Raw genomic sequence first — 21,764 nt, forward strand, 5'->3', positions numbered from 1 at the left:
AATGTTCGCGATAGTAACCTACACGTATTATGTGAAAGTTGTTATTTTGTGCGGAAATCTGGACAAAAATGATATTTCATTCATACGGTTACCCCATTTCTCAGGGGCGATGGCGGCACAAGTTCCACAGACAATTCCTCACGTTAGCCCATTTTCCGGCCAAAAAAAAATCAAATCGCGCCACGCCGATCTCAACGGGTGCGAAAAGCCGAATACCCCTATCATTAAGGCGTATTACCCTCGCATCGAATCAGGTAGAATGCTCGGCTATTATTTTTGCCGCGCCCGCAATTCGGCGCATCGAAACTGCCGCAGGCGCGGCGCAGAAGGTATCGTTACTCTATGAAGTTCAGGCCGGTATCACCCACAGCCGCCAAAGGCTTACACATCGCCAGCTCGCCGTTCACCCACAACCAGCAAAGCACCAGCCGCATTATGCTGTGGGTGATGTTGGCCTGCATTCCCGGCATCGCAGCGCAGATTTGGTTCTTCGGTTACGGCGTGCTGATTCAGGTGGCGCTGGCGGCGATCGTCGCGCTGGCCGCAGAAGGCGCGATCCTCAGGCTGCGCAAGCTGCCGGTGCGCAGCCGGCTGGCGGACAACTCCGCCCTGCTGACCGCGCTGCTGCTCGGCATCAGCCTGCCGCCGCTGGCCCCGTGGTGGATGATCGTCATCGGCACCTTCTTCGCCATCGTCATCGCCAAACAGCTGTACGGCGGCCTTGGGCAGAACCCGTTCAATCCGGCGATGGTCGGTTACGTGGTGCTGCTGATCTCCTTCCCGGTGCAGATGACCAGCTGGTTGCCGCCGGATGAGCTGCGCGCCACCGCGCTGTCGTTCCACGACACGCTGCTGGCCATTTTCAGCGGCCATACCGCTCAGGGCGCGACGCTGCACGAATTGCAGATGGGCGTTGACGGCATCAGCCAGGCTACACCGCTCGACGGCTTCAAAACCGGTTTGCGCAGCGGCCACAGCGTTGAACAAGTGTTGCAGCAGCCGCTGTTCGGCGGCGCGCTGGCGGGCATCGGCTGGCAGTGGGTCAACCTCGGCTTTCTGGCCGGCGGCCTGTTTATGCTGGCGCGCCGCCTGATCCACTGGCAGATACCCTTCAGCATGTTGGCCGCTATCGCCTTCTGCTCCGGTCTGGCCTGGTGGCTCGATCCGGCGCATCAGGCTTCGCCGCTGATCCACCTGTTCTCCGGCGCCAGCATGCTGGGCGCGTTCTTTATCGCCACCGACCCGGTCAGCGCCTCCACCACGCCGAAGGGCCGTTTAATCTACGGTGCGCTGATCGGCGTGCTGGTCTGGCTGATCCGCGTTTATGGCGGCTACCCTGACGGCGTGGCCTTTGCTGTGCTGCTCGCCAACATCACCGTCCCGTTAATCGACCACTACACGCAGCCGCGCGTGTACGGCCATCGCTAAGGAGCCGCCATGCTGAATTCCATGAGAAAGCACGGCACCACGCTGGCGGTGTTTGCGGCGGTCACCACCGGCCTCACCGCCGTGGTCTACGCCCTGACGAAAACCACCATCGCGCATCAGGCGGCGCTGCAGCAAAAAGCCCTGCTCGATCAGGTGGTGCCGCCGGAAAATTACGACAACGTCATGCAGAACGAATGCTTCCTGGTCAGCGATCCGGCGCTGGGCGACGGCGCGCCACACCGTTTATACCTGGCGCGCAAAAACGGGCAACCGACCGCCGCCGCGCTGGAAACCACCGCGCCGGACGGTTACTCCGGCGCCATCAAGCTGCTGGTCGGTGCCGATTTCAACGGCACGGTACTCGGCACCCGGGTGATTGAACACCATGAAACCCCGGGGCTGGGCGACAAGATCGAACTGCGCATTTCCGACTGGATTTCCTTCTTCAGCGGCAAGAAAATCGAAGGCCCGGACGACAAACGCTGGGCGGTGAAGAAAGATGGCGGCATGTTCGACCAATTCACCGGCGCCACCATCACCCCGCGTGCGGTGGTCAATGCGGTGCGCCGCACTGCGTTGTATATGGAAACGCTGCCGCCTAAACTTGAAAGCTTACCTGCGTGTGGAGCCAGCGAATGAGTGAAGCCAAAGAATTGATCGTCCAGGGGTTGTGGAAGAACAACTCCGCCCTGGTGCAGCTGCTGGGCATGTGCCCGCTGCTGGCGGTGACCTCCACCGTCACCAACGCGCTGGGCCTGGGGCTGGCCACCACGCTGGTGCTGACGCTCACCAACGCCTCCATCTCCGCGGTGCGTCGCTGGGTGCCAAGCGAAGTGCGTATTCCAATCTACGTCATGATCATCGCCGCGGTGGTGAGCATCGTGCAGATGCTGATCAACGCCTATGCCTTCGGTCTGTATCAGTCGCTCGGCATTTTTATTCCGTTGATCGTGACCAACTGCATCGTCGTGGGCCGCGCCGAAGCGGTGGCCGCCAAGAAACCGGTCGGCCTCTCGGCGCTGGACGGCATGGCCATCGGCCTCGGCGCCACCGGCGTCATGGTGACGCTGGGTTCAATGCGCGAGCTGCTGGGCAACGGCACGCTGTTCGACGGCGCCGATCAACTGCTGGGCGGCTGGGCCAAATCGCTGCGCATCGAAGTGGTGCACTTCGACAGCCCGTTCCTGCTGGCCATGCTGCCGCCAGGCGCCTTTATCGGCCTGGGCCTGCTGTTGGCGGTCAAGTATCTGATCGACGAAAGAATGAAGGCGCGCAAAGCCCGCGCCGTGGCGGCGGAACCGCTGCTGGAACAAGGACGTGCTGAGAAGGCCTGATGAACAAGCAGAAACGACTGGAAATTCTGACCCGGCTGCGCGCCAACAATCCGCATCCGACCACCGAGCTGGTGTACACCACGCCGTTTGAGCTGCTGATCGCGGTATTGCTGTCTGCGCAGGCCACCGACGTGAGCGTCAACAAGGCGACCGCCAAACTCTATCCGGTCGCCAACACCCCCGCCGCCATGCTGGCGCTGGGGGTTGATGGCGTCAAGGAGTACATCAAGACCATCGGTCTGTTCAACAGCAAGGCCGAAAACGTGATCAAGACCTGCCGCATGCTGCTGGAGCTGCACGGCGGCGAAGTGCCGGAAGATCGCGCCGCGCTGGAGGCGCTGCCGGGCGTTGGCCGCAAAACCGCCAACGTGGTGCTCAACACCGCCTTCGGCTGGGCGACCATCGCCGTGGACACCCATATCTTCCGGGTGTGCAACCGCACCCACTTTGCGCCGGGCAAGAACGTCGATCAGGTGGAGGAGAAACTGTTGAAGGTGGTGCCCGCCGAATTCAAGGTCGATTGCCATCACTGGCTGATCCTGCACGGCCGCTACACCTGCATCGCGCGCAAACCGCGCTGCGGCTCCTGCATCATCGAAGACCTGTGCGAATATAAAGAAAAGGTTTATCCGGAATCCTGAGTCAGTTGGGTGCGGCAAACCGCACCCGCCGCGTCCTCTTCCCTCGCCAACGCCGCTTTTTTATCAAAAATGTGATATCGCGCAGCAGTAACCCCGGCGTTATCGCGGTTTTCAGTAAGAAACCCATCGCTGCGTTATTTTCAAGCAAAAAATTAGTCGAAAATTGCGGTGAACGTCACGCTTTCAGGATCACAAGGCGTTCACAAATGCCAGCCCCGTTTTCCTAAATTTCTATAATTTTACAAATCGCGCCATATACACAACATTCCAACGGATTAATAACCTCACGTACACTGATGCGCTAAAAAATAGCAATTCAGCAGAATATATCCCTGTTTAAAATTCGTATAGCTTTTAATCAAAACAAAAAATCGATAAACCACTAAAAGCCGAAAGTTAATACTGCATAACATTTGCAACATCGCGGCATAATCCTGCCGGCGTTAAATGTAACAGAATATGACAAACTGCTTGCCACGTTGACAAAGATAGTGAACATTAACCGCCGTCCCCATCCTATAACAACGCAAAAGGATGCCGTTCCGCATCAACTTTTGTACTTTCCCGTCCCCTAAAGACGGGCTGCGAAAAAACAGAGGTACCCGTGTCAACAGCAAACAACCAACACCAGGAGAGCGTGAGCCTTAACGCGTTCAAACAACCGAAAGCATTCTATCTGATCTTCTCGATCGAACTGTGGGAGCGCTTCGGCTATTACGGCCTGCAAGGCATCATGGCGGTTTATCTGGTCAAGATGCTCGGTCTGAGCGAAGCCGACTCCATCACCCTGTTCTCTTCTTTCAGCGCCCTGGTATACGGCTTCGTCGCCATTGGTGGCTGGCTGGGCGACAAGGTGCTGGGCGCCAAACGCGTGATCGTGCTCGGCGCGCTGGTGCTGGCCGCCGGTTACGCCATGGTGGCCTACTCCGGCCACGACATCTTCTGGGTCTACCTGGGCATGGCGACCATCGCCGTGGGCAGCGGCCTGTTCAAGGCTAACCCGTCCTCCCTGCTCTCCACCTGCTATGAGAAAGACGACCCACGTATCGACGGCGCCTTCACCATGTACTACATGTCGGTGAACATCGGTTCCTTCTTCTCCATGCTGGCTACCCCGTGGCTGGCGGCGAAGTACGGCTGGAGCGTGGCGTTCTCCCTGAGCGTGGTCGGCATGCTGATCACCCTGGTCAACTTTATGATGTGCCACAAGTGGGTGAAGAAAAACGGCTCCAGGCCTGACTTCAAGCCGCTACATCTGCCGAAACTGCTGATGGTGCTGGTCGGCATCGTGGCGCTGGTCGCCGTGTCCAGCTGGCTGCTGCACAACCAGGTGATCGCGCGCTGGGCGCTGGCCTTCATCTCCGCCGGGATCGTGATCGTGTTCGCCAAGGAAGCCTTCGCCCTGCATGGCGCCGCACGCCGTAAAATGATCGTCGCCTTCCTGCTGATGCTGGAAGCGGTGGTGTTCTTCGTGCTGTACAGCCAGATGCCGACGTCGCTGAACTTCTTCGCCATCCACAACGTGGAGCACAGCATCTTCGGCGTCGCCTTCGAGCCGGAACAGTACCAGGCGCTGAACCCGTTCTGGATCATGCTCGCCAGCCCGATTCTGGCCGCGTTGTATAACAAGATGGGCGATCGCCTGCCGATGCCGCACAAGTTCGCTTTCGGCATGATCCTGTGTTCCTGCGCCTTCCTGGTGCTGCCATGGGGCGCCAGCTTCGCTAACGAACAGGGCATCGTGTCGGTCAACTGGCTGATCCTGAGCTACGCGCTGCAGAGCATCGGCGAGCTGATGATTTCCGGTCTGGGTCTGGCGATGGTGGCGCAACTGGTGCCGCAGCGTCTGATGGGCTTCATCATGGGTTCCTGGTTCCTGACCACCGCCGCCGCGGCACTGATCGCCGGTAAAGTCGCCGGTCTGACCGCCGTCCCCAGCGACATCAACGACGCGCACGCTTCGCTGGCCATCTACAGCCATGTGTTTATGCAAATCGGCATCGCCACCGCCGTCATCGCCATCCTGATGATGCTGACCGCGCCGAAACTGTACCGCATGACGCTGGACACCAGCGAAGACCTGAATCAGAAAGCGCAGGAAGCCACGGCGGCTCACTGATCGCCTGCGGATTGAGCGTAAATAGAAACGCCGGGGTTAACCCCCGGCGTTTTTTTATGCCCGCAAGAAACGTGTTTACGCTGGCTTGCGCTTGCCGCTCAGGTTAGCCCACATGAATTCGCTCACCAGCGCGCTGTGGAACGCCGCCTGTTGCTTGTCGGCGGCGGCACTGTGCCCACCCTCGGTATTTTCGTAGAAGTAAGCCTGCTGATACCCCATCGCCTGCATGCGCGCCGCCATTTTGCGCGCGTGGGCCGGGTTGACCCGATCGTCGCTGGTGGCGGTATAGAACAGCACCGGCGGATAGGCCGTTTTCGCCTGAATATTGTGGTACGGCGAGAAGGTTTTGATATAGGCCCACTGCTCCGGCTTGCTCGGATCGCCATATTCCGCGATCCACGACGCGCCGGCGGAAAGCTGGGTATAGCGCTGCATGTCCAACAGCGGCACTTCGCAGACGATGCAGCCGAACAGCTGCGGATACAGCGTCAGCATATTGCCTACCAGCAGGCCGCCGTTGCTGCCGCCGCGCGCGCCGAGATGCGGCGCGGAAGTCACCTTGCGAGCGAACAGGTCTTCGGCCACGGCGGCGAAATCCTCATAGGCGCGATGACGATTCTGCTTGAGCGCCGCCTGATGCCAGGCCGGACCATATTCACCGCCGCCCCGAATGTTGGCCACCACGTATACCCCGCCGCGCTCCAGCCAGGCCGGCGCCTTGCCGCCCAGATAGCCCGGCAGCAGCGGCACTTCAAACCCGCCGTAGCCGTACAGCAGCGTCGGCGTGCTGCCGTCCAGCTTGAGATCTTTGGCGGCGATCTGGAAATACGGCACGCGGGTGCCGTCCTTGGAGCGCGCGTAATGCTGGTTGACCTGATAGCCAGCGGCGTCAAAGTCCTGCGGCGCCTGTTTCAGCAGCGTCGCTTCCCCGCCGTCGAGGTTGCCCATATACAGCGAGGTCGGCTGCAGGAACCCGCTGACCGTCAGGAAATAGGCGTTGCTCTCGTCGTCGATGCCGCCGGCGGAAAGGGTGCTGATGGCGCCGGGGTTGCCCAGCGGGCGACGTTGCCAGCTGCCGCCCTGCGGCGTCAGCACTTCCAGTCGGTTGACCACGTTATCCATGATGCTGAGGATCAGGTGATCGCGAGTGCCGCTGTAGCCGCTCAGCGCCTGCTCCGCCGTCGGGGTAAACAGCGGCTGCAGCTCGCGCTTGCCCGCCAGATAGTCGTCGAAATTGGCCGCCAACAGCGAGCCGGACGGATAGCGCTTGCCGCCCACGTCCCAATCGCTGCTCGGCTTGATCAGCAGCCATTCCCGATGCGTATCCAGCTCGGCGTCGGCGGGGATGTCGATTTTTTTCTGCCGGCCGTCCTGAGTCAGCAAGAAATAGTCGCGGCGGTAGAAGTCCAGGCTGCGGCCGACGAAATCGCGCTCAAAGCCCGGCGTGCGGTCGTGATAGGCGAAGACCGCCATGTCCTCGGGCTGCGCTTCGTACAGCGTTTCGGCGGCGCTCAGCGGCGTGCCGCGCCGCCAGCGTTTGGCGATGCGCGCGTAGCCGGACTGGGTCATCGAGCCGGGGCCGAAATCGGTGGCGATGAACAGCGTGTCCCGATCGACCCAGGAAACCCGGCTTTTCGCCACCGGCACGTTGAAACCCTCTTTGACGAAGCGTTTGGCAACCAAATCGAATTCGCGGATTTCGGTGGCGTCACCGCCGTCCGGCGACAGCTGCATCAGGCAATAACGGTATTCCGGCGCCAGCGGCTGCGAGCCCTGATAAACCCAATCCTTGCCCTCCGCCTTGCCCAGCGCATCGATATCCAGCACCGTCTCCCAGGCCGGTTTGGCCTTGCGGTACTCGTCCAGCGTGGCGCGTCGCAGCAGGCCACGCGGGTTGGCCTGATCCTGCCAGAAGTTGTAATAGTACTCGCCGCGTTTGCTCACCCACGGGATCTGGGTGTCTTTATTGAGGATATCCAGGACTTCGCGCTCAATGCGCTGAAAGTCTTCGCCCTGGCCGAAACGTGCCACGGTGCGCTGATTTTCCTGCTGCACCCATTGCAGCGCTTTTTTACCCTGCAGCTCTTCCAGCCACAGGAATTCATCGCCGGCGGCCGCGCCGCCCTCCGCCGCCATCGCCAGGCGGATACTGTTGGGTAATGAAGTCATCGCGAATACGGCTCCTGCGGTTTGCGCACTGAGTTTAATAAACTGACGTCGATTGGTGACCGGCAAAATCAAGCTCCTTTTGAATCGGCTGCAACGCCGCCCCGTCATGGGCGACAGCCTGTGAAATAAGAGTCATTTTCAACAAGGTAGGCGTTTGGCGGCGCGGAGTCAAAGCCCGCGGCCGCCGCGTTGAGTCAGGATTGAGGATAGTGGATCAGATCGTGAATGCGCACCGTGTGTGAACCGGCGTTGCGGTAGGCATGAGGCCGATCGGCCTGAAAGCGCATCGCCTCGCCGGCTGCCAGGCTGTGCCACTCGCCGTCTATCGCCAATTCCAACCGGCCGCTGATCACGATCACATGCTCAATCACGCCCGGCTCATGCGGCGACGATTCGCTGAGCGCGCCCGGCGCGAGATCGATGACGAACATGTCGAAACCCAGCTGGCGATCGTAGGGAAACAGCGGCACCACGCGCATATCGGCGTTGTCCTGATCGTACACCGGCAGTTCGCCGTAGCGGTGCAGCGTCGCCTGCTGCTGCGCGGGCGACGCCTCAAGAAAGGCGGAGAACGCCACGTTGAAACCGGTGGCGATCTTCCACAGCGTCGCCACCGTCGGGCTGGATTCGCCGCGCTCAATCTGCCCGAGCATCGCCTTGCTGACGCCGGTGTATTCCGCCGCCTGCGTCAGGCTCCAGCCGCGCTGCGCGCGCAGCGTGCGAAGGGTGTGCGCCAAATGGCCGGCAAGTTCCTGCATCCTGTTCTCCTCTGCATATCGCGCTCGATTATACCCGCTTGTGCGCTATAGCGCACGGTGCTATGCTGATTTCTTACCGTGCGTTATAACGCACACTCACCGATTGGAGCTCCTCATGCGCCCAGCCCTCTCCTTGCGCCATCTGACCCTGCCCGCCGTCATGGCCGGCTTTGTCGCCGTTCTGGTCGGCTACACCAGCTCTGCCGCCATCATTTTCCAGGCCGCCGCCGCCGCAGGCGCCACGCCGGCGCAGATCGGCGGCTGGCTGAGCACGCTTGGGATCGCGATGGGCGTCACCTCGCTGGGGCTTTCGCTGTACTATCGCACCCCGATCCTCACCGCGTGGTCGACGCCAGGAGCGGCGCTGCTGGTCACCAGCCTGCCCGGCACGCCGATCAATGAGGCGATCGGGGTGTTCATCTTCGCGTCGGGCCTGATCCTGCTCTGCGGCGTCACCGGGCTGTTCGCCCACCTGATGGATTATATTCCGCAGGCGATTTCTGCCGCGATGTTGGCGGGGATCCTGCTGCGTTTCGGGCTGGACGCCTTCGCTTCACTGCAGCTCAATTTCCTCCTCAGCGCCGGTATGGGGCTGGCCTATCTGCTCAGCCGCCGTTACCTGCCGCGCTACGCCGTCGTACTGACGCTGGCGATTGGGCTGGCGATCGCCGCGCTACAGGGCGATATCCATCTGGCGCAACAGGCGCCGGAGGTCGCCGTGCCGGAATTTATCGCGCCGCATTTCAGCTGGCCGACGCTGCTCGGCATCGGCGTGCCCTTCTTCGTGGTCACCATGGCTTCACAGAACGCCCCCGGGATCGCTACGCTGCAGGCGGCGGGCTACCGTGTTCCCACCTCACCGCTGATCGCCTGGACGGCGCTGACCGCGCTGCTGCTGGCGCCATTCGGCGGTTTCTCGGTGTGCATCGCCGCCATTACCGCCGCCATTTGCATGGGGCCGGACGTGCATCCCGATCCACAGCGGCGCTATATGGGCGCGGTGGCCGCCGGCGGCTTCTATTTGTTGGCCGGGTTGTTCGGCGGCGCCATCGGCCTGCTGTTCAGCGCGTTGCCGGTCACCTTGATCCACACCATCGCCGGGCTGGCGCTGCTCGGCACCATCGGCGGCAGCCTGCAACGCGCGCTGCATGATGAAAAACAGCGCGACGCGGCGCTGATCGCCTTCCTCATCACCGCCTCCGGCGTCACGTTGCTCGGCATCGGTTCGGCATTCTGGGGCATTGTCGGCGGCGCCATCGCGCATCTGCTGCTGTCGCTGCCGCGGCGAAACACCGTGACGTAAGGGGCGGTCTACATTGACAAGCGGCGCCGTGGCGCCTTCACTTTCTCTGTCGTCTGAATGTCAATTCACATAATAAGTGACGCCGTCACCAAGGAAGCTTATGACCGAGAAAGCCGCGCTGTTAGCCCAGCGCTTGATACGCAATGTCGAACAGGTAGAGATGAAGCATGACCGGCGGCCGCCGCTGTATGACAGCGTCGGCGCTCGTCTCGGCACCGGCACCGCCGCCGACAAGCTGGGCGCCTCCTTCGATTGTGTGGCGCCGGGCATGCGTTCCTGCCCCTATCATTTTCACTACGCTCAGGAGGAAATGTTCATCATTCTGGAAGGCAGCGGAACGCTGCGGGTAGCCGGAGAAATGCTGCCGATCGTCAGCGGAGATGTCATTTTCATTCCGCCTGGCCCGGAATACCCGCACCAGATCATCAACACCTCCGATGCGCCGCTGAAGTATCTGTCCGTCAGCACGCGCGAACAGCCGGAAGTGGTGATGTATCCGGACTCAGGTAAATACCAGGCGATGGCGCGCGGCAATGATGGCGAGCAGGTGCGTTATCTGCAGCGCCCTTCAGCCTCGCTCGATTACTGGCAGGATGAACCCTGAATCGCCGTCCGGCAACGTGAGATCCAGCGCGCGCGCCGCCAGTTCAGCGACGCGAAAATCAATGTCCGCCGCCTGCCCGTCTTCCATAAACCAGGCGGCGGAAAGCCCCGACCAGGCCAGGATCCATTGCAGCAGACGCCGGCGATCCAGCCCGGCCAACCGGCACACCTGTTCCACGCGGCGATGGAAAATGGCCGGATCGGTGGCGACGCCGTAGTTAGGATTGCAGAAGATGTTGGCGTAATCGAAGCCCCGTTCACCGTACAAACGCTTGGGATCGATCGCCAGCCAACCGCGTGCGCCAAAGTCCAGCACATTGTCATGGTGGATATCCCCGTGCAACACGCTTTCTTCTCGCGGGCTGCTCAACAGCTCCGCCGCCGCCGTGGCGCTGAGACGCAGCATGCCGCCGTGCGCCTGGGCCGCTGGCCACAGCGAGCTGAACCACTCCTGCAACGGGATAAGCTCAGGCAACGGCGCCGCCCGCGGCGCATGCAAGGCGGCGATCGCCCGGCACAGGATCTGCGTGGCTTGTTCATCGTCGCCGTCACGCACCAGCTGCGCCAACGACCCTTCGCCCTGCGCGCGCTCCAGCAAAATGCCGTCGTCGTGCCACGCCAGCACCTGCGCGGCGCCTTCTCCACGCCACCAGCACATCAGCTGCCCGCCGAAGCGCTCCTCCTGCTCGCGGGCGATCTTCAGCATGGCCGCCGCGCCCCGGTAACGCACCGGCATCAATAGACTGCTGTGGGTTTCGAAGGCTTTGCCGTCCTGCTCCAGCCGCCAGCGCTGCAGGTAAGGCGTAAAAAGCGGGTTCATCGTCTCTGCGTCCTTGTTGCCGATCTGCGCCGCACTGTCACATTCGCGTGAGAGACGGCGTATAACATAAAGGGGGATGATTCTCTCAGATATCATCGGCGTGCGGCGCTTTGCCGCGTTTTCTCCAGTATCCTAACCAAGTTTGTCGATTTTATTAACCGGTCTTGCGCGGGGTTTGACCATGACATCATTAAAACGCATTAATTATCCGCAATTGCCTACGCCGGGTGGCCCTTATGTGCACGCCGTGCGCCACGGCGATCGCCTGTACGTATCGGGCTTGACGGCCTTCGCCACCGACGCGCAGGGCTTGAGCGCGCCGCAGCAAACGCAGGAGATCCTTGAGCAATTGGCGACCATCGCCGCCAGCGAAGGCGTCAATCTCAAGGCATTGATTAAAATCAGCGTGTTCCTGACCGACATCGCCGATCTGGCGAGCGTGCGCCCGGTGCTGTTTGACTATTTCGACGGCGCGCTGCCGGCCTGTTCTTTGATGGCGGTCAGCGCGTTGTTCTCACCCGCAGTGTGCGTAGAGATAGAGGCGGTGATGGCGTTGCAATAAGGCGCGGCTAGAGCACAATGCTGATTCAGTTAAGCGTTTTTCTGCAGGCGTTCGTGACATTTTCGGTCGATAAAAGTGAGATGCCCCATGTGGCTCACGCACCTCGACCGAGCCAGGGGCCGAAGGCGCGGCCCCTGGCAACCCGCGCCTTTGCCCTATCAGACGGTTGGCTTTGCCAACGTTACTCAGCCCATCCCTGGGCCTCGCCCCTTCGGGGCCGCTGCAAGCAGCGTTCAAATCTGCTCCAGGCAGATTTGTCCTCTCTCCGCCATAGCACATTGAGGCCGGTTGCGACAGGCGTCCCTGCCTGTCTCACCTGAAACCGCCGTCCATGGCGGTTTCTCCTAATGCGCTATGCCTGCGTTCGGCGTCTTCAAGGGCGTCCAATACCGTGCTCATCTCCGATTTCTCTTCTCTGTCATAACCTCATAAGGGACAGGTTGCCCGGTAGCTGCCAGCTCGGGTGTTGACCTTTAGCGCGCATCACCGGCTGCCGAGCAAGGCGGCGTTGTCAGGGGCAACCGGCCAGGGAAGGCCGGTTGAGGCGAGACTAACAGGGACGTTTGTCGCAGCCGACCCGCCCGACAATGCAGACACGGCGAGGGTATCCGCGCAGCGGACAGGCGGTGTTAAGCAAAGGCGCGGGTGTAGGGGCCGCGCCTTCGGCCCCTCCAATTGCCGTTCATATTGGCCACAAATAAATGCGGAACATTGACGGCAATTCCCCTGCACAGAACGCCCAGAGGCTGGATAAAAAAATGCCACTCAGGCTTAAGTGAGCGGCATTGCGGCTAGAGCGCGCCTTCGTCCGGCACGCAGGGGCCGATCTTGAACCAGGCTTTGGCGATCCGCCCCTGTTCCACTTCGTAAATGGCGATGACATCCATTTTGCCGCGCCCCTGCGGGAAGTTGCGCGTCACCACCTCCTGATCGACCACCATATTCCCCACCGCCATGCGTTTTATCCGTTCGCCGTACAGGCTCGGCTCGCGAAAGCGCGCCAGATGCCGTTCGCGGATCGCCGCCTTGCCGCTGGCCAGCAGCGTGTCGGGGTGTTCGTAATACTGCGCGTCATCCGCCCAGCAGGCCATAAAGGCCTCAATATCGCGGGCGTTATAGGCGTCAAGCTGTTGTTGAACCACATCCTGCGGGCGTGCCGTCTTATCGTTCATCATGTTCTCCTGCCGAAGTTAACCGCCGCATGCGTCGAACCCATCACGTTAACCGCCCAGTGCTACGGCTTGATGATACAGCGATGATTGAATAAAAACCCATAAATAGCGAATAAATAACCTATCACACCCGATAAACAATACCAGCGTCTGCGCATAAATTTTCAGCGTGCCCCGGGGAACGCTGAAAACCGCCTGACGGCGTGCGTTAATCTTTGCGGCAGTTGGCAGGATTCTGCTAATTTAGCGTGAACAGCCTGATGATAACGAAACGCTATGCAGCAAAAACCGGTGTTGGACGAAGCCAGACAGTTAAAACGACTCAACGCCGCCACGCGGCGCCAATCCCATATGTACAAATGGATCGCGCTGATTGCTGCGCTGGATGCGCTGTTGGTGTTTTGGTATGACCGGGATATGCGCAACGTCACCTTCTCGGGAGCGGTTGCGCTGGTGTGCGGCTATTTGTGGATCCGCGATCGCAACAAGGCTCGGGGTTACCGGCGCGAGTTTGACCGCAAATTCGGCAAGCACAGCGGCGATTAAGGCTGCATCGCTTCCAGCACTTTAGCGCTGTCGACAATCTGCACGAACTTCACGATCTTGCCGGCGCGCACCGTATAAATATGCGCAAAGGAGGCGCTGAAGGCTTTGCCGGTGGCCCGGTAAGTGCCGTGATAAAAACCCTGAGCAATCACGTTGTCGCCGGCGTCGTAAAAGTGATCGACATCGGCGCGGTAACCTTGCCATTCGCTGCCCAAACGCTGATGCACGTTCTTGATGATATTCTCCGGGCCGATATAAGTACCGGCGTAAGGGAAACCGGCGGCTTCGGTCCACTCGGCATCGGGGGCCAGCGCCGCCAGCAGATTACGGCCGTTTTCTTCGGAACTGCCTTCGTAAGTCGCGCGCACTATCTCAAGAGGGGTTGGCATGTCTCTTCTCCCATGGCTGATAAGGATATTCCGACCATCTCCGCGGACACAGGCTCTCACCAGGCGGAGACGGCGGAATGCGGCTATTCTAGGTTGCTTGTTTCGCTGCAAAAACCGCAGTTATGACAATAGTAGGTTGCACTTTAGTAAACAATAGTCGTCTTCTGTCATTCTCTCGACCTCCGACGCGGCTATGCTGATTGCCCGATTTCCCCCAACAGGAGCTGAACGTGTCTTTACCCCCGCTGACGCAAGAGCTGTTACAGCCGTTTTCCCCCTACCAGACGCTGGCGCAAACGCTGCTGCCGCTCACCCTCGAATCGGACGATGGCTCGCACGATGTGGCGCACCTGCACCGAGTCTGGAAGAACTGCCGCCGCATCAGCAAGCTGGAAGGCGGCGACCGGCGCATTCTCTGCGCGGCGGTGCTGCTGCATGACGCCGTGGCGGTTGAAAAGAATTCGCCGCAGCGTCACCTGGCTTCGCGCATGGCGGCGCAGCAAGCCACGCTGACGCTGACCCAGCTCGAATGGTCGCCGGCGGACATCGCGGCGGTGGCCCACGCTATCGAAGCACACAGTTTTTCCGCCGGCATCCCTCCGCAAACGCTGGAAGCGAAGATCCTGCAGGACGCCGATCGTCTCGACGCCATTGGCCTGATTGGCGTAGCCCGCTGCTTCTATATCGGCGGCCGCATGCGCAGCGCGCTGTATGACGCTGCGGATCCGCGGGCCGAGCATCGTCAATACGACGACAAGCGTTTCAGCCTGGATCACTTCGAAACCAAGCTCTTCAAGCTGCAAGACGGCTTCCAGACCGCCGCCGGGCGACAGATGGCCGAGCAGCGCACCGAACGGATGCGGCGCTTTGTCGACGCTCTGCTGGAAGAGGTGTAACCTGGGCTTACAGGGCATTTTCGTTATGCCCATAACATTTTCGGTCACATAACGCCGTTAAACTGAAAGCCAACTTCACCGAACGGGCGGCAAAGATGAAAAAGTTGACGTTGAAAGAGATGACGGAAAGCGAGCAACGGGAAGTCAAAACCGAGCTGGACAAAGCGCGTAAAAGCCACGGCCGGCCGCTGACCAACGCCGAACAGCACAAGGTCAAAGATGAAGTGGTGGCGCGCATCATGGCCGCCAGAGCGAAGCTCGCCAAGGCAGAGCGCGCGGAACGCAAGGCCAACCGCTACCGGCCAAGCGGCGACACCTTCAGTTGGTCCGCCACCATCGGTACCCGCCCGCCGCGCTGAATCAGCCAAACAATCCCCGCCGCCGCGGGGATTGTCGTTTATTAGCCAAACTCATCTGCCCTCACCCATCATGAATAACAATGTTATCAATCTGTTGTAAATTGACAGCCTGATGAAGAATATTCATTATCACCCCCACATCCTCTTTTCACGAGACTGCCATGGCCTATCCGCGCAACGTTAATACACCGATTCTCCCGGCGTTGCCCGTTGGCGGTTTGGCGGCGGTTACATCGAAGAAACAGACGCTCATTTGACCGGGGCGAGCTGTCCCGTCAGATGAGCTGACTGGATGGTCTGCAATGCCCCGCCTTCAATTTTCTCATCTGGCTTCTCTGTCGGTCACACAGAAGGAATATTTTATGGCCTCATTTTCGGGTATTTGGGTAGCGATGGTTACCCCTTTCAATCAAGATGCCGTCGATCTGCCGGCGGTTAAACGCCTGGCGCGGCACCTGCTCGACGCCGGCATCGACGGCCTGGTGGTCTGCGGCTCTACCGGTGAAGCCGCCGCGCTGAGCAAGGAAGAACAGCTGGCGGTGCTCGACGCCGTGCTGGAGGTGGCGCCCGCCCATCAGGTGGTGATGGGCCTTTCCGGCAATAACATGGCCGCCACGCTGCAGATACAGCAGGCCATTCAACTGCGCGGCATCGCCGGCGTGCTGATCCCGGCGCCTTACTACATCCGCCCTTCGCAATGCGGCCTGATAGACTATTTCACCCAGTTGGCCGACGCCTCCACCGTGCCGGTGATCCTGTACAACATTCCGCAGCGCACCGGCATCGCCATGGAGCTGGCCACGCTGCGCCGGCTCGCACGTCACCCCCGCATCACCGCCATCAAGGATTGCGGCGGCAACCCTGACGCCACCATGGCGCTAATCGCCGACGGCGAAATCGATGTGATGACCGGGGAAGACAATCTGATCCTCACCACGCTGTGCCTCGGCGGCACCGGCGCCATCTCCGCCGCCGCGCATGTTCACCCTGAACGTTTCGTCCAGCTGGTGCAGCAAGTCGCCGCCGGCGATCTGGCCGCGGCGCGCAGCAACTTCTATGAGCTGTTGCCGATGATCCACCAGATGTTCAGCTTCCCGAATCCGGCGCCGGTCAAGACCGTGCTGGCCCAACAGGGGCTGATCGCCAACGAACTGCGCTCGCCGATGCAGGTGGCGCCGCAGGCGCTGCAGCAGCAGATCGCCGCGACGCTGGCGCAGCTGCAGCCCGCCGAGGCGATAGTCGGTTAAATTTGTTAGCTAAGCCGCTGTAATTTTGGCGCTGTGGGACTACGATGAGAGGTTAAGCATGCCCGTCATTCGTCATCAACAAGGAGCTTCCGATGAAACTGTTCTATAAAGCCGGCGCCTGTTCGCTGTCCCCGCATATCGTGCTGCGTGAGGCAGGGCTGGATTTTACGGCGGAGAAGGTCGATCTGGCGCAGAAGAAAACCGAGAGCGGCGCCGATTACCTCGCCATCAACCCCAAGGGACAGGTACCGGCGCTGCTGCTGGATGACGGCAGCCTGCTGACCGAAGGCGTGGCGATCGTGCAATACCTGGCGGACCGCGTGCCGGACCGTAACCTGATCCCGGCGGCGGGCACCCTGTCGCGCTACCACGCGATCGAATGGCTGAACTACATCGCCACCGAGCTGCACAAAGGGTTCAGCCCGCTGTTCAACCCGAAGACGCCCGAGGAATATAAAACCATCGCGCGCGCCAGGCTGGAGCAGCAGTTCAGCTATCTGGATTCGGTACTGGCGAAGCAGCACTTCCTGTTGGGAAGCCGTTTCAGCGTGGCCGACGCCTACCTGTTCACCGTGCTGCGCTGGGCATTCGCCCTGCAGTTCGATGTGCGCAAGCACGCCCATCTGGCGGCCTGGTTCGATCGCGTTGCGGCGCGCCCGGCGGTAGATGCGGCGCTGAACGCCGAAGGATTGAAGTAAGGTTCAGCCCCGGCGGCTCTCGCCGGGGCCCGATGCCGCTTACAGTTTTACCGCTCTGAACTCGCTGCGCGGCTGCACGATCCGATCCTGCGCCGCCACCACCTGCAATTCATACTCGCCCATCGCCTGCGTGGTCAGCATCACCTCATACACGGCGGCGGTCACGTGCTCCAGCGCTTTATCCAGCGCCTCGCCCTTCAGCAGATCCACCAGCAGCAGACCACTGGTCAAATCGCCGACGCCAACCGGCTGACGCGCCCCGAAGTCCACCAGCGGCCGGCTGATGTGCCAGGCTTCGTCCGCCGTCACCAGCAGCATTTCGAAACAGTCGGTGTGATAGCCGGCACGGGCCAGGTGCTTGACCAGCACCAATCGCGGCCCCTTGGCGATCAGCGATCGAGCGGCCTGCACCGCGTCGTCCACGTTGGCGACGGCCATCTGGCTCAGCATTTCCAGCTCCAGCAGGTTCGGCGCCACCATGTCGCTGCACGGCAACGCCTGACGGCAGTGAAACTCGGCCACCCCCGGCGCCACGATGCAGCCCTTTTCAGGATGTCCCATCACCGGATCGCAGAAATACCAGGCGTTCGGATTCGCCTGCTTAACCTGACGCACGATCGCCAGAATATGGTCACCCTGCTCCGGCGAACCGATATAACCGCTCAGCACCGCATCACAGCGTTTCAGCTGATCGATATTGGCGATGCCCTGCGCGATCTCGCTCAGGTGGCTGGCCGGCATGACGCAGCCGGTCCACTGACCGTATTGCGTATGGTTGGAGAACTGCACCGTGTTCAGCGGCCAGACGTTGACGCCCATGCGGCGCATCGGAAACTCCGCCGCACTGTTGCCGGCGTGACCAAACACCACGTGCGACTGGATAGAAAGAATGTTTTTCATCGACAGAACTCGTTGGGAATGCGGCAGCCAGCCTGGCGGCTGCCCAAAAAGAAAGGGGCCGCCTGGGCCCCTTACCATCATTATACGCTTACTGCCAGTCCACCAGGCAGTAGTGTTTCTTGCCGCGGCGCAGCAGCGTGTAACGGCCAAACAGACGGTCCGCATCGCTGAAGCGGTATTCGGCATCCGACTGTTTCTCGCCGTTGATGGTCACCGCGTTGGAACCGATCATGGTGCGCGCCTGGCCACGTGACGGCACCAGTTCAGCATTCACCAGCGCCTGCTGCAGATCGGCGTCGCGCTCAAGTTTGATGGTCGGCATGCCGTCCTGCGCCAGCTGGGCGAAGTCCGCTTCGGTCATGTCATGCAGCGCGCCGGAGAACAGGCTCTGGGTGATGCGCTTGGCAGCCGCCAGGCCTTCCGCACCGTGCACCATGCCGGTCACTTCTTCCGCCAGCACGTACTGGGCGCGCGGCGCCTTGCCGCTGTTCTTGTCTTCTTCTTCCAGCGCGTTGATCTCTTCCAGGCTCATGAAGGTGAAGAACTTCAGGAAGCGGTAAACGTCGGCATCGGCGGTGTTGATCCAGAACTGGTAGAACTTGTACGGGCTGGTTTTTTCCGGCGCCAGCCAGACCGCGCCGCCTTCGGTTTTACCGAACTTGGTGCCGTCTGCCTTGGTGATCAATGGCACGGTCAGGCCGAACACCTGCTTCTGATGCTGACGACGCGTCAGATCGATGCCCGAGGTGATGTTGCCCCACTGATCGGAACCGCCGATCTGCAGCTCCACCTGGTGGCGGTTGTACAGCTCGGAGAAATCGAAGCCCTGCAGCAGGTTGTAGGAGAACTCGGTGAAGGAGATGCCGGAGTCGTCGCGATTCAGGCGCTGCTTGACCGCTTCCTTGTTGATCATCTGGTTGACGGAGAAGTGCTTGCCGATATCACGCAGGAAGGTCAGCACGTTCATGCCGCCGAACCAATCGTAGTTGTTGGCCGCGATAGCGCTGTTGCTGCCGCAGTCGAAATCGAGGAACGGGGAAACCTGTTTGCGGATCTTCTCAACCCACTCGTTCACCGTATCGGTGGTGTTCAGCTTGCGCTCCGCCGCTTTGAAGCTCGGATCGCCGATCAGGCCAGTGGCGCCGCCCACCAGCGCTACCGGTTTGTGGCCGGCCAGCTGGAAGCGCTTCAGGCACAACAGAGGAACCAGATGGCCCAAATGCAAGCTGTCAGCGGTCGGATCGAAACCGCAATACAGTGCAATTGGCCCTTGCGCCAGTCGCTCCGCTAACGCTTCCTCATCCGTAACCTGGGCAACGAGGCCCCGCTCTTGCAGTTGTTTAATCAAGTTGCTGCTTGCCATCAATGACTCCATGTATAAACGAATGCACCTTTGCCGGTACACGGCCTTTCGCCCAGTGGCGAAATAAAAATTCAGGGTAGCGCATAGAATAAAGCGCCGGCGGCGTCAGCACCAGCGCTTAGAGGGGGATTTTACGTCTTCAAGGTGCCAGTCGGTCAATTTTCCAGTCATTCCCGTCCCGCTGATACAGGAAACGGTCATGCAGGCGGTGGGCGCCGCCCTGCCAGAACTCGACGGAGTCAAATTTCACGCGGAATCCGCCCCAGAAACTCGGCAACGGCACCTCGCCCTGCTGGAACTTCTGCTTCAGCTCGAGGAATTTGCTTTCCAGCACGCCGCGCGCGGAAATGCGTGACGACTGCTGCGACACCCAGGCGCCGATTTGGCTGTCCTTCGGCCGGCTATGGAAATACTTCAGCACTTCGAGGGTCGACAGGCGCTCCGCCTGACCGAGGAAAATCACCTGACGATCGAGCATGTGCCAGGGGAACAGCAGGCTGATATGCGGGTTTTGCGCCAGCTGCTGCGCCTTGCGGCTGCCGAGGTTGGTGTAGAACACCAACCCCTGCTCATCGAAATGCTTGAGCAGCACGATGCGCTGATACGGCTGGCCGCGTTCGTCGACGGTAGCGACGCACATGGCGGTCGGATCGGCCAGGCGCGCGTCGCAGGCCTGTTTCAGCCAACGCTCGAACAGCTCGAGCGGATTGGCGGTCAGATCGTTGCGGCGCAGGCCGCCTCGGGTATATTCACGGCGCAGGTCCGCAACATCAAACTCATTCTTTTCAATCATCTGGGTTATCGACCAACTGAAAAATCCGTCGTTACATTCTGCGCCTGCGGCGCCAGGAACTCAATCGCTCCGACGCCACCGCTGACCGTCACTCCGTCAACACGCAGTCGCTCATGACTACCTTGCCGTTGCGCTCAAGATAGGCATTGCGGTCTTTCGACCAAAAAGTGTATTTGCCGTCGCTGTATTTAGCGCCGGTCAACGCCAGCACCTGCTTGAGATGCAGCTGTTCGCCATCCATCAGCAGGCTGACTTCGCTCGCCTTGCCGTCGAGCGCCACCGTCAACGGCGTGGTGCCGCACTGGTAGTGCATCGTCTGGCTGCTCTGCGGCAGGATGTAGCTGCAGCCGGACAGCGCCAGCGCGCCGGCGACGAAAATGACTTTTTTCATGCTGTTGCTCCTTAGAAAAATCCTTCACAGGCTATCCTAACAGAGCTAGCGCCCCCCGAATGGCAAAACCGGATAAATCCCACCCAGCACCGTTTCACGGCTGGCGCCGGTCACCGAAGGCAGGTTGCCGGCCTGGCCGGACAGCGTGCGAAACGCCAGCCAGGCAAAGGCCAAGGCCTCCATATCGTCGCCGCTGACGCCGCAATCGTCGGTCAGCCCAACTTCCGTCCCCGGCAGCAGCGCAGACAGACGCGCCATCAGCAGCGTGTTGCGCGCCCCGCCGCCGCACACCAGCAAACGCTCGCACCCGCCGGCCAGCAACACCTGTTCGCTGATGCTGACGGCGGTCAGCTCCGTCAGCGTGGCCTGCACGTCGACCGGCGCAATCGCCGGTAATCCGGCCAGCTGACGCTCCAGCCAGGCGATGTTGAAATACTCGCGGCCGGTGCTTTTCGGCGCAGGCAGCGCGAAGTAAGGGTCCGCCAGCATCTGCTGCAACAGCGGCAAACAGACGCGCCCCTGCATAGCCCAGCCGCCGTCCTGATCGTAAGGTTGCGCGCGGTGGCGCCAGATCCAGGCGTCCATCAGCATGTTGCCTGGCCCGGTGTCAAAACCGCGCACCGGCGCACCGGGCAACAGCAGAGAGAGGTTGGCGATGCCGCCGATGTTCAGCACCATACGCCGCTCGACGGGATGCCCCAGCAGCGCCTGATGAAACGCCGGCACCAGCGGCGCGCCCTGCCCGCCGTAAGCCATGTCGCGCCGGCGGAAATCGCCGACGGTGGTGATATTGGTCAGTGCGGCGATGCGGTTGTTGTCGCCGAGCTGCATGGAGAAACGCGCGTCGCCTTCCGGTTCGTGCCATACCGTCTGGCCGTGGCAGCCGATGGCGGTGATATGATCCGCGTCGATACCGGTTTGCTTCAGCAGGCCGAGCACCGCCTCGCCAAACAGCGTGCCCAGCTGTGCGTCCAACCGGCCGACCGCGGCCAGCGTGGTTTGCTGCCCCTGGCACATCCCCAGGATCTCTTTTTTCAGCGCGATCGGCATCGGATGGCTATAGCTGGCCTGCTGCGCCACCATGCGATCGTCAATCGCGGCCAATACCACATCGATTCCGTCCAGACTAGTGCCGGACATGACGCCTATATAGCGGCCTGACTTCATAGCAACATCCTCTAACCCGCACGGTAAGCAAATTTTATCCTGACAAATAAACCAGAATTGACGAATTAACGCCATGAATTATGATGCTTTTTTTACGCGCCGTGAG

The 21,764-nt window shown here is 60.8% G+C and carries 23 protein-coding genes; 13 read left to right on the forward strand and 10 right to left on the reverse strand.

The features are described 5' to 3' along the window. Positions 1–342: 342 nt before the first annotated feature. From rsxD to dtpA, 5 genes are all read left to right on the forward strand, one after another. On the forward strand, positions 343–1,428 hold the full coding sequence (rsxD, locus tag ACJ8M3_RS06605) for an electron transport complex subunit RsxD (RefSeq protein WP_033652582.1): 1,086 nt from the start codon (positions 343–345) through the stop codon (positions 1,426–1,428). Positions 1,429–1,437: 9 nt separating this feature from the next. Continuing rightward, complete coding sequence (gene rsxG / locus ACJ8M3_RS06610) at positions 1,438–2,067, forward strand: electron transport complex subunit RsxG (RefSeq protein WP_033652583.1); 630 nt, start codon at positions 1,438–1,440, stop codon at positions 2,065–2,067. Continuing rightward, positions 2,064–2,762 (forward strand): electron transport complex subunit E, encoded by a 699-nt coding sequence (locus tag ACJ8M3_RS06615; protein WP_033642947.1) that lies wholly within the window; start codon positions 2,064–2,066, stop codon positions 2,760–2,762. Before rsxG ends, ACJ8M3_RS06615 begins: the two co-directional genes overlap by 4 nt. Continuing rightward, entirely contained in the window at positions 2,762–3,403 is a 642-nt protein-coding gene (gene nth / locus ACJ8M3_RS06620) for an endonuclease III (RefSeq protein ID WP_089197001.1), read from the forward strand. Before ACJ8M3_RS06615 ends, nth begins: the two co-directional genes overlap by 1 nt. Before the next feature lie 604 nt (positions 3,404–4,007). Then, the gene (dtpA, locus tag ACJ8M3_RS06625; RefSeq protein WP_033642946.1) at positions 4,008–5,522 is read left to right on the forward strand and encodes a dipeptide/tripeptide permease DtpA; all 1,515 of its coding nucleotides are present in this window, start codon (positions 4,008–4,010) and stop codon (positions 5,520–5,522) included. A gap of 75 nt (positions 5,523–5,597) precedes the next feature. On the opposite strand, the gene ACJ8M3_RS06630 is transcribed toward dtpA, so the two are convergent. Continuing rightward, on the reverse strand, positions 5,598–7,691 hold the full coding sequence (locus tag ACJ8M3_RS06630; protein WP_089197000.1) for a prolyl oligopeptidase family serine peptidase: 2,094 nt from the start codon (positions 7,689–7,691) through the stop codon (positions 5,598–5,600). Between the two features lie 194 nt (positions 7,692–7,885). Further along, complete coding sequence (locus tag ACJ8M3_RS06635; RefSeq protein WP_033642943.1) at positions 7,886–8,449, reverse strand: helix-turn-helix domain-containing protein; 564 nt, start codon at positions 8,447–8,449, stop codon at positions 7,886–7,888. A gap of 115 nt (positions 8,450–8,564) precedes the next feature. Between ACJ8M3_RS06635 and ACJ8M3_RS06640 the strand changes: the two genes are divergently transcribed. Both ACJ8M3_RS06640 and ACJ8M3_RS06645 read left to right on the forward strand, forming a co-directional pair. Continuing rightward, a complete protein-coding gene (locus ACJ8M3_RS06640; protein ID WP_089196999.1) occupies positions 8,565–9,752 on the forward strand; it encodes a benzoate/H(+) symporter BenE family transporter in 1,188 nt (395 codons plus the stop codon). Between the two features lie 100 nt (positions 9,753–9,852). Then, entirely contained in the window at positions 9,853–10,356 is a 504-nt protein-coding gene (locus ACJ8M3_RS06645; protein ID WP_033652588.1) for a cupin domain-containing protein, read from the forward strand. On the opposite strand, the gene ACJ8M3_RS06650 is transcribed toward ACJ8M3_RS06645, so the two are convergent. Further along, on the reverse strand, positions 10,321–11,175 hold the full coding sequence (locus ACJ8M3_RS06650) for an aminoglycoside phosphotransferase family protein (RefSeq protein WP_033642940.1): 855 nt from the start codon (positions 11,173–11,175) through the stop codon (positions 10,321–10,323). The two genes, ACJ8M3_RS06645 and ACJ8M3_RS06650, sit on opposite strands and share 36 nt — an antisense overlap. A gap of 181 nt (positions 11,176–11,356) precedes the next feature. On the opposite strand from ACJ8M3_RS06650, the gene ACJ8M3_RS06655 reads away from it, so the two are divergent. After that, positions 11,357–11,737, forward strand: a complete 381-nt coding sequence (locus ACJ8M3_RS06655; protein ID WP_033644265.1) for a RidA family protein — start codon at positions 11,357–11,359, stop codon at positions 11,735–11,737. A gap of 791 nt (positions 11,738–12,528) precedes the next feature. Here the strand turns inward: ACJ8M3_RS06655 and ACJ8M3_RS06660 are convergent. Continuing rightward, positions 12,529–12,909: a nuclear transport factor 2 family protein gene (locus ACJ8M3_RS06660; RefSeq protein ID WP_033642939.1), complete on the reverse strand. Its 381-nt coding sequence runs from the start codon at positions 12,907–12,909 to the stop codon at positions 12,529–12,531. Between the two features lie 276 nt (positions 12,910–13,185). On the opposite strand from ACJ8M3_RS06660, the gene ACJ8M3_RS06665 reads away from it, so the two are divergent. After that, positions 13,186–13,455 (forward strand): hypothetical protein, encoded by a 270-nt coding sequence (locus ACJ8M3_RS06665; protein WP_033642938.1) that lies wholly within the window; start codon positions 13,186–13,188, stop codon positions 13,453–13,455. Here ACJ8M3_RS06665 and ACJ8M3_RS06670 read toward each other — a convergent pair. Then, positions 13,452–13,844, reverse strand: coding sequence for a nuclear transport factor 2 family protein (locus ACJ8M3_RS06670; protein WP_033642937.1), 393 nt, complete (start codon positions 13,842–13,844; stop codon positions 13,452–13,454). The two genes, ACJ8M3_RS06665 and ACJ8M3_RS06670, sit on opposite strands and share 4 nt — an antisense overlap. 200 nt (positions 13,845–14,044) lie before the next feature. Between ACJ8M3_RS06670 and ACJ8M3_RS06675 the strand changes: the two genes are divergently transcribed. The 4 genes from ACJ8M3_RS06675 to gstA all read left to right on the forward strand — a co-directional run bounded on the left by ACJ8M3_RS06675 (position 14,045) and on the right by gstA (position 17,044). Further along, positions 14,045–14,740: an HD domain-containing protein gene (locus ACJ8M3_RS06675; protein WP_080273387.1), complete on the forward strand. Its 696-nt coding sequence runs from the start codon at positions 14,045–14,047 to the stop codon at positions 14,738–14,740. A 95-nt stretch (positions 14,741–14,835) separates the two neighbouring features. Next, the gene (locus tag ACJ8M3_RS06680; RefSeq protein WP_033642935.1) at positions 14,836–15,099 is read left to right on the forward strand and encodes a DUF3811 domain-containing protein; all 264 of its coding nucleotides are present in this window, start codon (positions 14,836–14,838) and stop codon (positions 15,097–15,099) included. Positions 15,100–15,461: 362 nt separating this feature from the next. Then, positions 15,462–16,346, forward strand: a complete 885-nt coding sequence (gene dapA, locus ACJ8M3_RS06685; RefSeq protein ID WP_089196998.1) for a 4-hydroxy-tetrahydrodipicolinate synthase — start codon at positions 15,462–15,464, stop codon at positions 16,344–16,346. Between the two features lie 92 nt (positions 16,347–16,438). After that, entirely contained in the window at positions 16,439–17,044 is a 606-nt protein-coding gene (gstA, locus tag ACJ8M3_RS06690) for a glutathione transferase GstA (protein WP_025302671.1), read from the forward strand. Positions 17,045–17,083: 39 nt separating this feature from the next. On the opposite strand, the gene pdxY is transcribed toward gstA, so the two are convergent. From pdxY to anmK, 5 genes are all read right to left on the reverse strand, one after another. After that, positions 17,084–17,944: a pyridoxal kinase PdxY gene (gene pdxY, locus ACJ8M3_RS06695; RefSeq protein ID WP_033642932.1), complete on the reverse strand. Its 861-nt coding sequence runs from the start codon at positions 17,942–17,944 to the stop codon at positions 17,084–17,086. An 88-nt stretch (positions 17,945–18,032) separates the two neighbouring features. Continuing rightward, on the reverse strand, positions 18,033–19,307 hold the full coding sequence (gene tyrS / locus ACJ8M3_RS06700; protein ID WP_033642931.1) for a tyrosine--tRNA ligase: 1,275 nt from the start codon (positions 19,305–19,307) through the stop codon (positions 18,033–18,035). Between the two features lie 139 nt (positions 19,308–19,446). Next, entirely contained in the window at positions 19,447–20,100 is a 654-nt protein-coding gene (gene pdxH, locus ACJ8M3_RS06705) for a pyridoxamine 5'-phosphate oxidase (protein WP_033642930.1), read from the reverse strand. A gap of 88 nt (positions 20,101–20,188) precedes the next feature. Then, complete coding sequence (locus ACJ8M3_RS06710; RefSeq protein ID WP_004931294.1) at positions 20,189–20,491, reverse strand: MliC family protein; 303 nt, start codon at positions 20,489–20,491, stop codon at positions 20,189–20,191. A gap of 45 nt (positions 20,492–20,536) precedes the next feature. Next, positions 20,537–21,658, reverse strand: a complete 1,122-nt coding sequence (anmK, locus tag ACJ8M3_RS06715) for an anhydro-N-acetylmuramic acid kinase (protein ID WP_089194694.1) — start codon at positions 21,656–21,658, stop codon at positions 20,537–20,539. Between the last annotated feature and the right edge of the window lie 106 nt (positions 21,659–21,764).

Source organism: Serratia sp. CY55921 (genome assembly GCF_052167655.1).
Taxonomy (GTDB): Bacteria; Pseudomonadota; Gammaproteobacteria; order Enterobacterales; family Enterobacteriaceae; genus Serratia; species Serratia ureilytica.